The sequence below is a fragment of the Pseudomonas borbori genome (genome assembly GCF_900115555.1).
GTDB classification, from domain to species: domain Bacteria; phylum Pseudomonadota; class Gammaproteobacteria; order Pseudomonadales; family Pseudomonadaceae; genus Aquipseudomonas; species Aquipseudomonas borbori.
Genome location: NZ_FOWX01000010.1, coordinates 24,999 through 40,311, shown reverse-complemented (window position 1 = coordinate 40,311; position 15,313 = coordinate 24,999). Strand labels below are relative to the sequence as shown.

Below are 15,313 nucleotides of genomic sequence, written 5' to 3'. Positions count from 1 at the left end.
CTCCGTATGACCCGCTCCCCGTTTCGCCGCCTCCTGTTCGGCAGCCTGCGCCGCCTGCTGTACCTCTGGGTGCGTTCGGAAACCATCAACCAGTCGGCCTTCAGCCTCAAGCTCGACCGCAGCAAGCCGCTGTTCTACGTGCTGCAACTGCCGTCACTGAGCGACCTGGCGGTGGTCGATACGGAGTGCCGCAAGGCCGGCCTGCCGCGCCCGGTGCTGCCGGTAGCGCTGGGCGAGGTGCTGGAGCCGGCGGCGTTCTTCTACCTGACCCCGGAGCCGGACTGGCTCGGCCGCCAGGACAGGCGCGGCATCTCGCCGACCCTGCAACGCCTGGTCGGCGCCCTCGCCCAGCACGCCGTGGACGATGCGCAGATCGTTCCGGTCAGCGTGTTCTGGGGCCAGTCGCCGGACCGCGAGACCAGCGCCTGGAAGCTGCTGTTCGCCGACAGCTGGGCGGTCACCGGGCGCCTGCGCCGCCTGGCCAGCATCCTGATCCTGGGGCGCAAGACCCGCGTGCAGTTCTCCACGCCGATCCAGCTGCGTGAACTGGTCGCGCAGGACAAGGGTCACGAACGCACCCTGCGCATGGTCCAGCGCATCCTGCGGGTGCACTTTCGCCAGCAGAAGGCCGCGGTCATCGGCCCTGACGTGTCGCACCGGCGTAACCTGGTCAAGGGTCTGGTGCACGGCCCGCAGGTGCGCCAGGCGATCATCGAGCACGCCGAGCGCGAACAGATCACCCTGCACAAAGCCGAAGCCATGGCTCTGCGCTACGGCAACGAGATCGCCTCGGACTACACCTACACGGCGATCCGCTTCCTCGAACTGCTGCTCAGCTGGTTCTGGAACAAGATCTACGACGGCATCCGGGTCAACCATATCGAGGGCGTGCAGGAAGTCGCCCAGGGCCACGAGGTGATCTACGTGCCCTGCCACCGCAGCCATATCGACTACCTGCTGCTGTCCTACCTGCTGTTCAAGAACGGCCTGACCCCACCGCATATCGCCGCCGGGATCAACCTCAACATGCCGATCATCGGCGCCCTGCTGCGCCGCGGCGGCGCCTTCTTCATGCGCCGCACCTTCAAGGGCAACCCGCTGTACAGCGCGGTGTTCAACGAATACCTGCATATCCTGTTCAGCAAGGGCTTCCCGGTCGAGTACTTCGTCGAGGGCGGACGTTCGCGCACCGGGCGCATGCTCCAGCCGAAGACCGGCATGCTGGCCATCACCCTGCACAGCTTCCTGCGCAGCCATCGCCTGCCGGTGGTGTTCGTGCCGGTGTATATCGGCTACGAACGGGTGCTGGAAGGCCGCACCTACCTGGGCGAACTGCGCGGGGCAGGCAAGAAGAAGGAGTCGATCTTCGACCTGTTCAGGGTCATAGGCGCGCTCAAGCAGCGCTTCGGCCAGGTCTGGGTCAACTTCGGCGAGCCGATCAAGCTGGCCGAATTCCTCGACCGGGAACAACCCGACTGGCGCCGCCAGGACTACCACGGCCAGTTCCGTCCCGATTGGCTGAACCAGACCAGCCACAGGCTCGGCCAGCGCGTGGCGCAACACCTCAACGAGGCGGCGGCGATCAACCCGGTCAACCTGGTGGCCCTGGCGCTGCTTTCCACCAGCAAGCTGGCCCTCGACGAGCACGCCCTGGCCCGGCTGCTCGACCTCTACCTGGCGCTGCTGCGCCGCGTGCCCTACTCGCCGCACACCAGCCTGCCGGAAGGCGACGGCCAGGCGCTGATCGAATACGTGCAGGGCATGGATCTGCTCGCCGAACAGCGTGATGCGTTGGGCAAGATCCTCTATCTGGACGAGCACAACGCGGTGCTGATGACCTACTACCGCAACAATGTGCTGCACATCTTCGCCCTGCCCGCGCTGCTGACCAGCTTCTTCCAGAGCAGCGCGCGAATCAGCCGCGCACAGATCCTGCGCTACACCCGCGCGCTCTACCCCTACCTGCAGGCCGAGCTGTTCCTGCGCTGGGATCTGGAGCAGCTGGATGCGCTGGTCGACCAGTGGCTGGCGGCCTTCATCGAACAGGGCCTGCTCGGCTTCGAGGCCGAGGTTTACGTGCGCCCACTGCCCAGTTCGCGGCAGTTCGTCCTGCTGACCCTGCTCTCGCGCACCATCGCCCAGACCCTGCAGCGCTTCTACATGGCCACCGCCCTGCTGCTCGACGCCGGCCAGCAGGCGATCAGCGCCGAGGAACTGGAAGACCTGTGCAGCGTGATGGCCCAGCGCCTGTCGATCCTCCACGGCCTCAACGCCCCGGAGTTCTTCGACAAGAGCCTGTTTCGCCACTTCATCCAGACCCTGCAGAGCCAGGGCGTGCTGCGCCAGGATGAAGCCGGCAAGCTCAGCCACCACCCGCTGCTCGGCGAACTCGCCGAAGGCGCCGCCAAGCGGGTGCTGCCGGCGGAGATCCGCCTGTCGATCCGCCAGGTGGCGATGGACAGAAGCGAGGATCTGGCGGAGCCGGTTTAGCCCCCGCGCCTCATGAGAAGGCCCGCCTCCCGCATGTTGGCGCGCTTCGCTAGCCCGGGTCAGCCCCAGCGCGACCCGAGCCAGAAGACTGTCCGGGGATATGAAGTTTTGTAGTTGATGACCATTCTCGGACAGGCTCTCATCAAACAGAAAATAACTCATTGTTTTATATATAAATTTAATCTGCACAAAGACCTGTAGGAGCGGGCCATGCCCGCGAAACGCATCGCGGGCATGGCCCGCTCCTACAGGTACCTACAAGCCGACAGACGCGATTGCCTCCAGTTTGCTGCGTGACAGCCCACCTCATGCACCCTGCGCCAGACGCTCCAGCGCTCTGCGTAACAGCGCCGGCTGCAGCGGCCGATCGAGGAAGTAGCCCTGGGCTTCCTCACAGCCGTAGCGCTGCAGAATGTCGAGTTGCCCTTGAGTCTCCACGCCCTCGGCCGTCACGGTCAGGCAGAGCGCCCGGCCGAGGCCGATGATCGCCTGGATGATTGCCTGGCTGTTCTCGCAACCGTCCAGGTCGGAGACGAAACTGCGATCGATCTTCAGCCCATCGAATGGGAAGGTGCGCAGATAGCCAAGGGAGGAATAGCCGGTGCCGAAGTCATCCATGGACAGCCTGACGCCCAGATCCTTGAGCGCCTGCATGATCACCAGCGCGCCCTCGGCATCCTCGAGCAGGACGCTCTCGGTGAGTTCCAGTTCCAGTCTCGACGGCGGCAGGCCGGTTGCGTCGAGGACACTCTGGACCCGTGCGACCAGGTGCCCGCGCTGGAACTCCACCGACGAGAGATTCACCGAGACGATCAGATCCTCGTCCCAGCTCATGGCTGCCGTGCAGGCGGCCTGCAACACCCAGGAACTCAGGGGCACGATCAAGCCGGTGGTCTCGGCGATGGGAATAAAGGTATCCGGGCTCAGCAGCCCGCGTTGCGGGTGCTGCCAGCGCACCAGCGCCTCGGCCGCGACCATGCGCTTGCTGCTGACGCTGTAACGGGGCTGCAGGAGCAGACGCAGCTCGTCGTTTTGCAAGGCCTGGCGCAAATCACTCTCCAACTGGCGCTGTTCGACGACCCGCTGGTTCATATCGCTGGCATAGAAGCGCCAGGTATTGCGCCCGGCCCCCTTGGCTTCGTACAGGGCGATATCGGCATAACGGAGCAACTCTTCCGCCAAGGCGGCATCGGCGGGCGCCATGGCCACGCCAATGCTGGTGCCGATGAAAATGTTGTGGCTGTCGATCTCGAATGGCTGTTCGATGCTGGCGATCAAGCGCTCGCACAGGTGCTCAACCTCCTCCTGGGAGGATATGTCGCTGACGATCAGAATGAACTCGTCCCCGCCCATGCGGGCGACCAGATCGCCCTCACGCAGGCACAGGCGCAGGCGCCGGGAAACCTCGCTGAGGACCTGATCGCCGACCTCATGGCCGGAAGAATCGTTGACCTGCTTGAAGCGGTCGAGGTCGAGACTGAGCATGACCAGCGGCTTGTCCGCGGTCGGCCTGGCCTTGAGCTTACCCTCGAGGAACTCCTGCATGCGGCTGCGGTTCGGCAAGCCGGTCAGCGCATCGTGCAGCGACAGGTGTTCGATGCGCGCCCGCGCCTCGACCTCTTCGCTGATGTCGCTGACGGTACCGCGATAACCACCGGCAGGCTGCGCATCCGCAATGGCGCGCATGGCGAGTCGGCAGGTGCGCAGACGACCATCCCGGGCCCGGTAATGGCATTGCCGGGTGCCATTGGCGGCCCTGCTCTTGCACTTGCTCAGCCAGGTGGACAGGCCACCGGGACACTCGATGAACTCATCGATCGGATGCCCCAGCCAGTCACTCTCGGCATGCCCGGTCACCGCCTGAAAGCGCGCGGAAAGGTAGGTCAGACGCAGTTCGCCATCGACCTCCCAGATCCAGTCCGAGGCGGCTTCGGCCACGTCGCGAAAGCGCGCCTCGCTAGTCGCCAGGGCCCGCTGGCTGGCATACAGGGAGGCATAGCCGGCATCCATCTCACGCGCGGCGGCCATGGCCCGGCGCAGGGTCAACCAGGTGACCAGCGCCACAATGCTCCCGGCCAAGGCCAGCAGCGGCAGAATCAGGTACAGCAACTGATCGCCAGGCCGGGCCGGCTGCCAGCGCAACAGCAGCGGCTCGCCATTGAGGGTGGCCAGGCGCAACGAGGACGCGCCTGACACATCGGCGGTGGAGCTGGCCACCTGCAGCCGGTCGATACCGAAATCCTCCCCCAGCGCCTGCAGCTTGTCCGGCCCGAGCAGATCGACGAAGAGCAAGACCGATGTCGGCCCCGGCACTTCGGCTATCTGTGGATCGTCTCCGGGGGTAAAGCCCGCGGCCGCAACCAGCGCCGGCTGGCCGGCTATCTGCACATAGCCCACCAACGGCTCTTCATCCCCGGCCTGCTCGCGCGCCTGCGCGAGCAGGGCCGCCATATCCTGACCGAACCATTGCCGCACGGGGGTGGCCACGCGCTGGCCGTCGACCACCGCATAGGCGGTGGAGCCATCGGCGGCGACGACGAACACGCCCTCGAAGCCGAAATCCTCGAACAGGCTGGGGCCCAGGTTCTGCCGCGTATAGGCCCACTCGAGATCGACCGCGGCATGCAGATTGCGGTAGGCCTCGCCCCAGAAGGCGTAGTCGGCGATGGTCGCCAGAATCGACTTCTGCCGGACCTGGGTGGCCTTTTCCACATAGAACAGGCTCCGTTCGATCGCCCGCGTGTTCTGCCGCAGAGCAATCTGCACCAGCGTCACACTGGCCACGACGAACAGCAGCAACAGCAAGACTGAGATCAGCAGCAACGCTCCGCGTGTGGCCCTCGAGTTGGACGGACCCATGGCCGCTTGACGGGACAACTCTGCTGCTGGCGACATGAAAACCCTCGATCGGCTGGTGAGGCGGCGCTAAAGCAGATACACGCCCGGGAAAATGCAAAAGCGCAGGCATTATGCCATCACCGCGCTACCTCCCGTTAACACAGGCGCACTCATGCCACTGCGGCACAGTGTCGTCAAAGGCTTCGAGCAAATCGTCAACGAAGGTTACATCCGCGCAATGATCACCGCTGCAGATCGCCCGCCCCGGCCCGACCGGCCATGGACAGTCGGTGGCGGTTCGCGGACATAGTCTTGGTCTGTATCCAGCAAGGACGGTCGCGGCAGCGCCATGGATTCGCAGTTAAAGCGGCGTGCTACCGGCCGTGCGCCTTGCCGCGAACGCCCAACTGTCTCGAGCAACCCGCGCTCCCTAGGGGGCACTCGCCGCAGGCAGTGCCGCATGGGTTGCTCGGCGCCGGCACAAAAGCCGGCGGGCTGTCGCTGCGCGCCGAGCGACCGCGAACCAACCTGGCCGATTCACCAGCACAGCGACCAGCCGCTACTCGGAAATCTGCCGGATATCCAGCAGCACCCACACCTCGTATCCCTTGGCACGCGCGGCTTTTTCGGCCTCCAGCTGGGCGGCGAGTGTGCTGATCGAACGCGAACGGTGCTCGAAACGGAAAGGCGGGCCACCGTTCTTGCGCACGCTCAGTTCGACGAGCGTGTAACTGGAGGGTGGCTTGGGTTGTGATTGCGGTTGTTTCTGCGGTGCCGAGTCGAGACCGAGGGCGCGGCGCATCTCGTCTTCTGACAGATTGTTATCGGTCAAGCTAGAACCCTATTGCGATGAATGAGTGCCATTGTAAGCAGTAATTGCGCGCAATTTCGCGACAATACGCTGCGAGAACGGTGAATCTGGCGAAAGCACCGCGAATAATAGTGCCACGTCGGCCGATAAAAGTGGATACACAGCGCGCTATCCCCACCTGCTTGCGCCCCGCGCCCCCAGTCGCCCCGACCAACGGACTGTCACAAGCGCAGCGCGCAACCGCTTGAGCAACGATTATTGCGAGACAGCGCCCTCGCCGGCAGACCGGTATTTTGCCCATAACCTGATCTGTGACCGGCTGCAAGCAAGGGGGCGGCGGCGGGGTACAACAGGCAAACCGACGCGAAACGGCTGCTGGCGACTGGCGGCGAGCGGTCAGGAACTGGCAGTGACGACAGGCAACAACCGGCCAGGAGCGGTCGACTACGAAGACAGAGCCGATCCCGAGATGACACTCGGCAACATCGATATCGGTGTCCCCGCTTGTTCGCTCTCTCGCTGAGTCATTCTGCGTGACCCTGACCTCGCTTATGCCAAGCAGCTTGTAGCGTCGGCGATGCCGTGTAAAATCCCGCGCCCCAAAATGCAGGAGACAACACGTTGGCAATTCACTATTCCGCCGCGTCCCAGGAAAATGTCACATGTGGACGCACAGGCTCGAACCTGAACAGCACCCAGGATGTTACTCAGGTTTCATGCAAGCTCTGCCTTCGCATCGTTGAAAAGGGCGCTACTGAGCCGGTACGCAAGACGCCAAGCCTGGCTGAACTTAGAGCCGCGGCAAAAGCAGCGAAGGTTGCCCTTGCAACGGCTGAAATGGCGAAGCCGACCCCTACCCTGACCCCTCGCGCCGAATGGCAGCAACGCCTGGAGCAACTACCAGGTAAAAACCGCACCCCGCGCGGCGTAGCTCGGCAGGCATTTATCTAAGTCCTGCTGACCATAAACGGACGCTTGCGAACGTCCGCCTGGGTCGCTATGCAGAGGTTTACATAGCGACCCGGAGCCGGCGTTGGCCACCGGCAAAAATCGGCCCAACCCGGATGGGCGCGACAGCCAGGAACCGGCCAAGCGCAGAAGCTGGTGGACAAGTAAACGTTGTCCACCCAGCCGTCAAATTCACGCAGGGTGGAAAAACCGCGGAGCGTTTTCCACCTGTGTCTTATTCAGGCTACCTGGCTGGCCTATCACAACCGGCAGCAGTCGACCCGGAGCAGGCGCTGACGCCAGGAAGAAAACGGCCGGGAGCGGCCCATCCGCATCAATACCGTGTTCCCGATTGTTCGATGACACCAGCTCGTAGGGTGCGCCGTGCGCACCAGGGGTTATCAGTGGTGCGCGCAGCCTAGGCGGCCCCGCGTACCCTGCACAGGTCAGCCGCAGTCGCTTGAGCGATGATTATCGCGAGACAGCCTCCTCGCCGGCAGACCGGTATTTTGCCCAGAACCTGATCAGTGACCGGCTGCAAGCAAGGGGGAGGCGGCGGGGCACTACAGGCAAAACCGACGCGAAACGGCTGGTGGCGACTGACGGCGAGCGGTCAGGAGCGGCCGGTTAGCAGGCCGTTGAAAAACGTAGGCGAGGCAGGCAAGACAAGGCAAAAACAGGCGAGGAAGCGGAGTCTACGTGCTGTAAATGAGCATTCCGACTGGGCTCGCATCCGAGCCTGTTTTTAACGCAGTATTGCCAACGCAGGTAGTTTTTCAACGGCCTGTTAGAGCAGCCTTGAATCAGGGTGAATTGCTCAACCCGTTTGCATAACGGCCAAAAGCTGCCATCAGCATCAATACCGTGATTTGTCCCCGATTGTTCCCAAGTTGGGCGGCCTCGCCACAGCCCGCCAAGTATCGGCGTACTACCTGCGGCGAGTAGCGCCCTGGGTTCAAAGGCTCAAACAGGTCTTCCTGGCCTGGTGATTGCCACCGAACGGCGAACACAAGCGCTGATGCACCCGGCTGAGGAAGCCGACCTCGAAGGCCCGTCGTTGCAGCCCGCCGGGCAGCACGTCGCGCTCGAGGATCAGGTCGGCCCACAGCCAGCCGGTGTCGTTGTTGCTCAACCAGATCTGGGCGCAGGCCACGCCCTTGTCGAAGGCCTGTTGGCAATCCCACGGCCACTCGATCACCGCGCTGCGCTGGCCGTCATGGCTGGGCAGGAAACTGGTAAAGGGCTTATTCATCGCCAGCCCTCCCCTGTGCCTGGGTCAACGAACCGCGGTACAGCACCATCACGTCATTGAGCATTTCGTGGGCGTTCTGGCAGAGCTCGTGCAGGTCCGTTGCGGCGGCCGTAGCCGCTCCCGAGCGAACCAGAATGTTGAACAACATGTGCAGCATCGCCACCCGCAACTCGGCCTCCGCCTGAAAGCGACAGGCGGAAAATCGATGCCATCGAGCGGCTCGACACGTTTCGGAAAGGCGATAACAACGGGGTTTGAGCTAGTCATGAAGCACCTCCAGGGCGGAGGCAGATGACAAACAGCAGAGCCCAAGGTGGAGCCCTTGGGTAAAAGGTGGATAGCGCATTTTCCTTATGCTCCTTGGTTCAATTAAGGAGCCGTCACCCGTCGTTCTGACACGGTTGGGTGGCGGACCGTACGGGGGTCAGAAACCGGCAACCAAGGACACCGGCCAGGCCGAAGCCTGCCCCGCACGGCCCACCATAGAAATGCGATAGTCGGGCACAAAAAAAGCGCCGGCTATTCAGCTATGGCGCTACCGCGCCTTGGTTTGAGTCGGGTTCTGACGCCCGGCCACGGGATTGACCGCGACCGGCGAACTCTAGCCCGGCGACGAGCGATGGGCAAGCCCGAAGGGAGATAACAATCGGTTAAGTCGCCCTGAACCGGTCATGAATGGCTAGGTTCGGCCTATCCTGACTGACAGGAACCGGCCATGAAGCAGTCGTTCAAGACCATCTAGGAAATAGGGGCGATTCACTCTACCCACTACATAGGCCACCTCAATGATATCGGCTATAATTCATCGACTAAGACATTTGAGGTTCAGCTCAATGGGCACTATCAGCCTTGAAACCAAGAAGGCCTATGCGGCCAAGACCCGCAAATCCAACTATGCCGCCAGTCTGCGTCTGGAAGGCTTCAAAACGACCCTCGCAGACGGCGAACGCAAGCTGCCTTCGCGTGAAGAGGTCTTGCAAGCTTTCGCTAAAACCCGTGCGTAATGTCTGACAAATACGGAGTTGGCCATGATTCCTATTGTTGCCCCGACTCTACTGTCCTCCGTAACAAACTCGACATTCGTGACGATATAACCTTAAGTGAAGCCGAACGCCAACTCTCGGCCATTGCTGCCGACAACGTCGAATTCAACCCTCCCCCTTACAGTTTGGCTTACCTCCAGAACATCCATCGCGCCCTGTTCTCGGATCTGTATGAGTGGGCCGGAGAACTGCGGACAGTTGGAATATCCAAGCAAACCACGCGCTTCTGCCAACCGGAATACATGGAGAAGGAGGCCGGCAAAATCTTCAAGACTATGGCGGCGGCAAATTGGTTCGAAGGTATGGAGCGCGCGGATCTGATAATCGCAGTCGCAGAGGCCTACTCCGACCTCAACGTGGTGCACCCCTTCCGTGAAGGCAATGGCCGCACACAACGTATCCTTTTTGAACACCTCATCATGAACGCTGGATTTGAAGTCAGTTGGTGGGGAATCGAAGAAGACGAATGGATCTACGCAAACATCGCTGCATACAACTGCAATCTAGGACCTATGGAACAAGTTTTCGAGAAGTGCATTGGCCAGCCGATTCAGCCCTAACCGGGCAACCGTCCAGATTAAATCAGCTTCCGGTCGGCAGCGAACATTCCCCAAGGCGGGCGCCAGTCGGGCAAATAAATCTACTCTTTTTATTTGATTCCCGCTTTGTGCTTTGAAGCCGCGTCCATACTATCGCATATTTCACTAACCAATTCGGAAAATTCACTCATAGCAGCCAATGCCTTCTGATACTCTGCAAGACTGGCTGAGCAGGCAATGCCTAGAGGGAAAGGCTCTACGGCCACCATCTCATACTGAACACTTTTCTTAGTCGGATGATCTACAAGCAAGTAACCTCCACTCGGCTGCGCCACTATTTCTTGCCGGGGGGCAATTGAGCGAATTGCACGCAAAATTTGCCCCATCATGAGTCGAGGCGCAAATGAGTGAACGGACAAGTCGCGAAAGTTCCGACTAACTATTTTATATTCGGAGCTATTTATTGCATCCAGAGCATGCCGAAATACACCGAACTTTGTCCAGTTCTTGCCAAGTCGGCTGGCCTGCTTTCTTCGATCTGAACGCCGTAGAGTTTGCCTTGGTTTCAAACTATCTTGGTCCAGCCGATCAGAATATTCAGGAAATACATGACAGTTGGCCTGATGTAAAAGCGCCTCCGAAACGAGCATCAGGCGGTCGCTAACAGCGCTGGGCTGAAGCATGCAGAAGAAAGCCAATGGCTCGACGAAATGATGTAGCACCTCCCTTCTGTCCTCCTCACTCTCGTAGGAATCAACTACCAGATTCCATGAGGCCCACTCATGCAGGCGCATGCCCCAGGCATTTACCGAATTGATAGTTTCCTGAATCTCAGCGGCTGCGCCCCATGACCAGGCAGGGGTGCCGCTAGCTGCTCGGGCACGCTCCACTACGGCATAATCCACCAAGCCGGGGAATCGCTGACTGTTTGTGAGAAGCATCTCGTAAAAGCGCCCCTGTGCCTCAATGGCCAAGCTTCGCCATGACCGCCAACCAATATCGTCGGCAAGGTTCTCCACATTTTTTTCGTCGGGAGGGACCTCGTTAGATGACCTAGTCGTAGGCTTACTCATGTAAGTGCCCACCAATGTAACCAAAAGAGAGCCTAACTCTGTCGTGCTTCCGGACGCATAGCATTCTTCATCGCTTTGGCACCAATCAGACGAAGGTCCGCTTCTGGCACGTCGCAACCGGCAGCAGTCGCCCCCGCGCGCCCACCACACCCATCCAGACACCCCGCCCTCGCCGCTCTCGCGCAATCACACCCCAGGCCACGTAGAATCGCAGGGTGAAACAAGGCCTTGAGGTTGCAGTGGTGGATTTACAGCAGGGCTTCGTCCTGACCCGACATTGGCGCGATACCCCCGCCGGCACCCAGGTCGAATTCTGGCTGGCGACCGACGCGGGGCCGCGGCATCTGCGCCTGCCCTGCCAGCCCTCGGTGGCCTTTATTCCTGCCGAGCAGCGCGCGCTGGCCGAGGCGCTGCTGCGCGGCGAGCGTGATGTCGAGTTGCGCCCGCTGGGCCTGTGCGATTTTCACCATAGGCCGGTGCTCGGCCTGTATTGCCGCCAGCATCGCCAGTTGATGACGATCGACAAGCTGCTGCGCAAGGCCGGTATCGAAGTGTTCGAGGCCGATATCCGCCCGCCGGAACGCTACCTGATGGAGCGTTTCATCACCGCGCCGGTGTGCTTCGGCGGTACGCCGGACGCCAGCGGCATGCTGCTCGAGGCGCAGCTGAAGCCCGCGCCGACCTATCGCCCGCGCTTGCGCCTGGCGTCCCTGGACATCGAAACCAACGCCCAGGGCGAGCTGTATTCCATTGCCCTGGAAGGCTGTGGCCAGCGCCAGGTGTATATGCTCGGGCCGGCGAACGGCGTGGACCCGCCGCGCGACTTCGCCCTCGAATACTGCGAAAGCCGCCGGCAGCTGCTGGAGAAGCTCAACCAGTGGCTCGCCGCCCATGACCCCGATGCGATCATCGGCTGGAACCTGGTGCAGTTCGACCTGCGCGTGTTGCATGAGCACGCCCAGCGCCTGCAGGTGCCGTTGCAGCTCGGCCGAGACGGCGAAGCAATGGGCTGGCGCGAGCATGGCAGCCGCAACAATCACTTCTTCGCCGAGGCCGCCGGCCGCCTGATCATTGACGGCATCGAGGCGCTACGTTCGGCGACTTGGAGCTTCGCCTCGTTCAGCCTGGAGAACGTCGCGCAGAGCCTGCTCGGCGAAGGCAAGGACATCGCCACGCCCTACCAGCGCATGGACGAGATCGACCGCATGTTCGCCGAGGACAAGCCCGCCCTGGCGCGCTACAACCTCAAGGACTGTGAGCTGGTCACGCGGATCTTCGCCAAGACCGAGATCCTCACCTTCCTGCTCGAGCGCGCCACCGTCACCGGCCTGCCCGCCGACCGCAGCGGCGGCTCGGTGGCCGCCTTCTGCCACCTGTACATGCCGCTGATGCACCGCCAGGGCTTCGTCGCACCGAACCTCGGCGAGCGGCCGCCGGAGGCCAGCCCCGGCGGCTTCGTGATGAATTCGCAGCCCGGCCTGTACGAGTCGGTGCTGGTGCTCGACTACAAGAGCCTGTATCCGTCGATCATCCGCACCTTCCTGATCGATCCGCTGGGGCTGATCGAGGGCATGCGCCACCCAGAGGACAGCGAATCGGTGCCGGGCTTTCGCGGCGCGCGCTTCTCGCGTACCCGGCATTGCCTGCCGGCCATCGTCGAGAGCGTCTGGCAGGGCCGCGAGGCGGCCAAGCGCGAGGGCAACGCGCCGCTGTCGCAGGCGCTGAAGATCATCATGAACGCCTTCTACGGGGTGCTCGGCTCCAGCGGCTGCCGCTTCTTCGACCCGCGCCTGGCCTCCTCGATCACCCTGCGCGGCCACGAGATCATGCGCCGGACCCGCGAGCTGATCGAGGCCGAAGGCCATGCGGTGATCTACGGCGACACCGACTCGACCTTCGTCTGGCTCAGGCGCGCCCACGGCGAGGACGAGGCGGCGCAGATCGGCCGCGCCCTGGTACAACGCGTCAACCAGTGGTGGCGCGAGCACCTGCGCCGGGAATATGACCTGGAAAGCGCGCTGGAGCTGCAGTACGAGACCCACTACAGCCGCTTCCTGATGCCGACCATCCGCGGTACCGAAGAAGGCAGCAAGAAGCGCTACGCCGGCCTGGTCGTGGCGCCGGACGGCAGCCGCGAGATGGTCTTCAAGGGCCTGGAAACGGTGCGCAGCGACTGGTCGCCGCTGGCCCGGCAGTTCCAGCGCGAGCTGTACCTGCTGATCTTCAACCGCCAGCCCTACCAGGACTATATCCGCGACTACGTGCGCCGCACCCTGGCTGGCGAACTCGATGAGCTGCTGATCTACCGCAAGCGCCTGCGCCGCCGCCTGGACGACTACCAGCGCAATGTGCCGCCGCATGTGCGCGCCGCGCGCATGGCCGATGAATACAACGACCAGCACGGCCGCCCGCGCCAGTACCAAAACGGCGGCTGGATCAGCTACCTGATCACCCTGGCCGGCCCCGAACCGCTGGAAACCCGGCGGGCGACCATCGACTACGAGCATTACCTCACGCGCCAACTGCAGCCGGTGGCCGACGCCATCCTGCCGTTCGTCGGCGACGACTTCGCCCGCCTGGTCGGCGGCCAGCTCGGCCTGTTCTGAAGACGGCGCAGCTGCGCAGAGGTGCCGTCCCGCCCTTTTCGCTGCCGCAGCCTATGTTCATGTGCAAGGTCTGCGAAAGCGAAGGATGGATTGCGCCGCACATGAAACCAGGATCACCGCGCACTCGTGTAAGAGGCGCGACCCGCGGCGAATGCAGCCCGCAGGGCTGCCGGTGGTGTGGCAGCAAAAGCTTCGCCCCCGGGTCGGGCCTCCTACAAAAGCGCAAGGTCAAGCAGGTCACACGACCTGTGGCGAACGCAGCTGTAGAGCCTGGGTAAAACCGTGGCGCCATCCGGAAAATTCCCCGGATTACGCTGGAGCTTATCCAGGCTACAACAGCTGGTCACAGCGCGGCGCGCAGCAACGGCAGGTAGGCGGGGCTCTCGGAAATCGTGTTGTGGCCCTCGCCCGCAATCATCTCGAGCCTGGCCACGCCGGGCGGGAAATGCCGGTAGAGTGCCTCGGTGCTGGCACGCGGGATGATTTCGTCGTGCTCGGCCGCGACCAGCAGGGTCGGCACCCGGATACGTGCGGCGTAGGTCGAGGATTCGAACCTGTCCTTGAGCAGCCACTTGATCGGCAGGTAGGGAAACTGCCGCGTGGCGAACTTCAGCAGGCTGTCGAACGGCGTGATCAACACCAGGCGCGAGGCCGGGCGTTGGCTGGCCAGACGCACGGCGACCGCCGAGCCCAGGCTGCGACCCATCACCACGACCCGCGGGTGCGCGGCATGCACCCGGTCGAACAGGGCCAGGGCATCGCGCTGGATCGCCGCCTCGGAGGGCGACCCGGCGCTGCCGCCATAGCCGCGGTAGTGCATCAGATAGAGCGCATGCTCGGGAAAGGCCTGGGCGAACTCGGGCAGGTTCAGCGAAACGTCCTCGGCATTGCCGCCGAAGTAGATCAGCGCATTCGGGCCGGCGCGGGGCCGGACCGACACCAGCACCTCGCCCTCGTCCACCGCCAGCCTGAGCAGGGTGTCGGGGTGGCTGATGGCAAGCGGTTGCGGGAAGTAGATGAGGCTGCGCTGAAACACCCACACGGCCGCACAGATCGCCAGGTACAAGGCGGCAAGCAGTGCCAGGAGCGAGAACATGCGCGACATGGGGTTAGCGTCTCTTCGGCGAAGAGGCCGGGCCGAATGACGGCGACGGATCGCCCTTTTATACGCCCTGCCCTGCGAAGCCCGCTACAGTAGCCCGTCATCCCGATAGCGAACTGAGCCAGGAGCCGTTATGAGCATTACCCGATATGAAACCAGCGCACGCATGAGCCGAGTCGTGGTGCATAACCAGACCGCCTATCTATGCGGGCAGGTGGCAGAAGACCGCAGCGCCGGGATCGAGGAACAAACACGCACCATGCTGGCCAAGGTCGATACGCTACTGGCGTCGGTCGGCAGCGATCGCCAGCAGATTCTGTCCGCCACCATCTACCTCAAGGACATGAGCCTGTTCGCCGAGATGAACAGCGTGTGGGACAGCTGGGTGCCAACCGGTTTCGCCCCCGCGCGGGCCTGCGTGGAAGCCGCGATGGCCAGCCCCGAACTGCTGGTAGAAATCTCCGTGATTGCTGCCATCGGCCGTTGATGGCAGGCGAACCATTGCACGCTGGATTCGAGCGCCCAGCATCCAGCGTGCATGGCTTTCCCAAAAACAGCACGTTAGCGTCGGGCATAGACGATCCTGGGTCATCTATACGTTGCACAAGCAT

Annotated in this window: 12 protein-coding genes; 6 read left to right on the top strand and 6 right to left on the bottom strand. The window is 62.7% G+C overall.

Going from position 1 to position 15,313, the window contains the following annotated elements:
• The first annotated feature begins 6 nt into the window (after positions 1–6).
• Positions 7–2,490, top strand: a complete 2,484-nt coding sequence (plsB, locus tag BM315_RS09410) for a glycerol-3-phosphate 1-O-acyltransferase PlsB (protein WP_090500202.1) — start codon at positions 7–9, stop codon at positions 2,488–2,490.
• Positions 2,491–2,796: 306 nt separating this feature from the next.
• Here the strand turns inward: plsB and BM315_RS09405 are convergent, their stop codons facing one another.
• The gene (locus tag BM315_RS09405; protein ID WP_244527284.1) at positions 2,797–5,385 is read right to left on the bottom strand and encodes a bifunctional diguanylate cyclase/phosphodiesterase; all 2,589 of its coding nucleotides are present in this window, start codon (positions 5,383–5,385) and stop codon (positions 2,797–2,799) included.
• Between the two features lie 502 nt (positions 5,386–5,887).
• Entirely contained in the window at positions 5,888–6,160 is a 273-nt protein-coding gene (locus BM315_RS09400; RefSeq protein WP_244527283.1) for a hypothetical protein, read from the bottom strand.
• A gap of 600 nt (positions 6,161–6,760) precedes the next feature.
• On the opposite strand from BM315_RS09400, the gene BM315_RS09395 reads away from it, so the two are divergent.
• Complete coding sequence (locus BM315_RS09395; RefSeq protein ID WP_090500199.1) at positions 6,761–7,090, top strand: hypothetical protein; 330 nt, start codon at positions 6,761–6,763, stop codon at positions 7,088–7,090.
• A gap of 952 nt (positions 7,091–8,042) precedes the next feature.
• Here BM315_RS09395 and BM315_RS09390 read toward each other — a convergent pair.
• The gene (locus BM315_RS09390; protein WP_090500197.1) at positions 8,043–8,339 is read right to left on the bottom strand and encodes a LasR-specific antiactivator QslA; all 297 of its coding nucleotides are present in this window, start codon (positions 8,337–8,339) and stop codon (positions 8,043–8,045) included.
• Positions 8,332–8,487, bottom strand: coding sequence for a hypothetical protein (locus BM315_RS24650; RefSeq protein ID WP_170862189.1), 156 nt, complete (start codon positions 8,485–8,487; stop codon positions 8,332–8,334). Before BM315_RS24650 ends, BM315_RS09390 begins: the two co-directional genes overlap by 8 nt.
• 685 nt (positions 8,488–9,172) lie before the next feature.
• On the opposite strand from BM315_RS24650, the gene BM315_RS09385 reads away from it, so the two are divergent.
• Together BM315_RS09385 and BM315_RS09380 are read left to right on the top strand one after the other, a co-directional pair.
• The gene (locus BM315_RS09385) at positions 9,173–9,343 is read left to right on the top strand and encodes a YhfG family protein (RefSeq protein ID WP_090500195.1); all 171 of its coding nucleotides are present in this window, start codon (positions 9,173–9,175) and stop codon (positions 9,341–9,343) included.
• Entirely contained in the window at positions 9,343–9,942 is a 600-nt protein-coding gene (locus BM315_RS09380) for a putative adenosine monophosphate-protein transferase Fic (protein WP_090500193.1), read from the top strand. Before BM315_RS09385 ends, BM315_RS09380 begins: the two co-directional genes overlap by 1 nt.
• An 89-nt stretch (positions 9,943–10,031) precedes the next feature.
• Here BM315_RS09380 and BM315_RS24260 read toward each other — a convergent pair whose 3' ends face one another.
• Positions 10,032–10,940, bottom strand: a complete 909-nt coding sequence (locus BM315_RS24260) for a hypothetical protein (RefSeq protein WP_141123935.1) — start codon at positions 10,938–10,940, stop codon at positions 10,032–10,034.
• A gap of 296 nt (positions 10,941–11,236) precedes the next feature.
• Here BM315_RS24260 and BM315_RS09375 point away from each other — a divergent pair, with 296 nt between their 5' ends.
• The gene (locus BM315_RS09375) at positions 11,237–13,600 is read left to right on the top strand and encodes a DNA polymerase II (protein ID WP_090500440.1); all 2,364 of its coding nucleotides are present in this window, start codon (positions 11,237–11,239) and stop codon (positions 13,598–13,600) included.
• A gap of 343 nt (positions 13,601–13,943) precedes the next feature.
• Here the strand turns inward: BM315_RS09375 and BM315_RS09370 are convergent, their stop codons facing one another.
• Complete coding sequence (locus tag BM315_RS09370) at positions 13,944–14,705, bottom strand: alpha/beta hydrolase (RefSeq protein WP_090500191.1); 762 nt, start codon at positions 14,703–14,705, stop codon at positions 13,944–13,946.
• Between the two features lie 130 nt (positions 14,706–14,835).
• Here BM315_RS09370 and BM315_RS09365 point away from each other — a divergent pair, with 130 nt between their 5' ends.
• The gene (locus tag BM315_RS09365) at positions 14,836–15,189 is read left to right on the top strand and encodes a RidA family protein (protein WP_090500189.1); all 354 of its coding nucleotides are present in this window, start codon (positions 14,836–14,838) and stop codon (positions 15,187–15,189) included.
• Positions 15,190–15,313 lie beyond the last annotated feature (124 nt).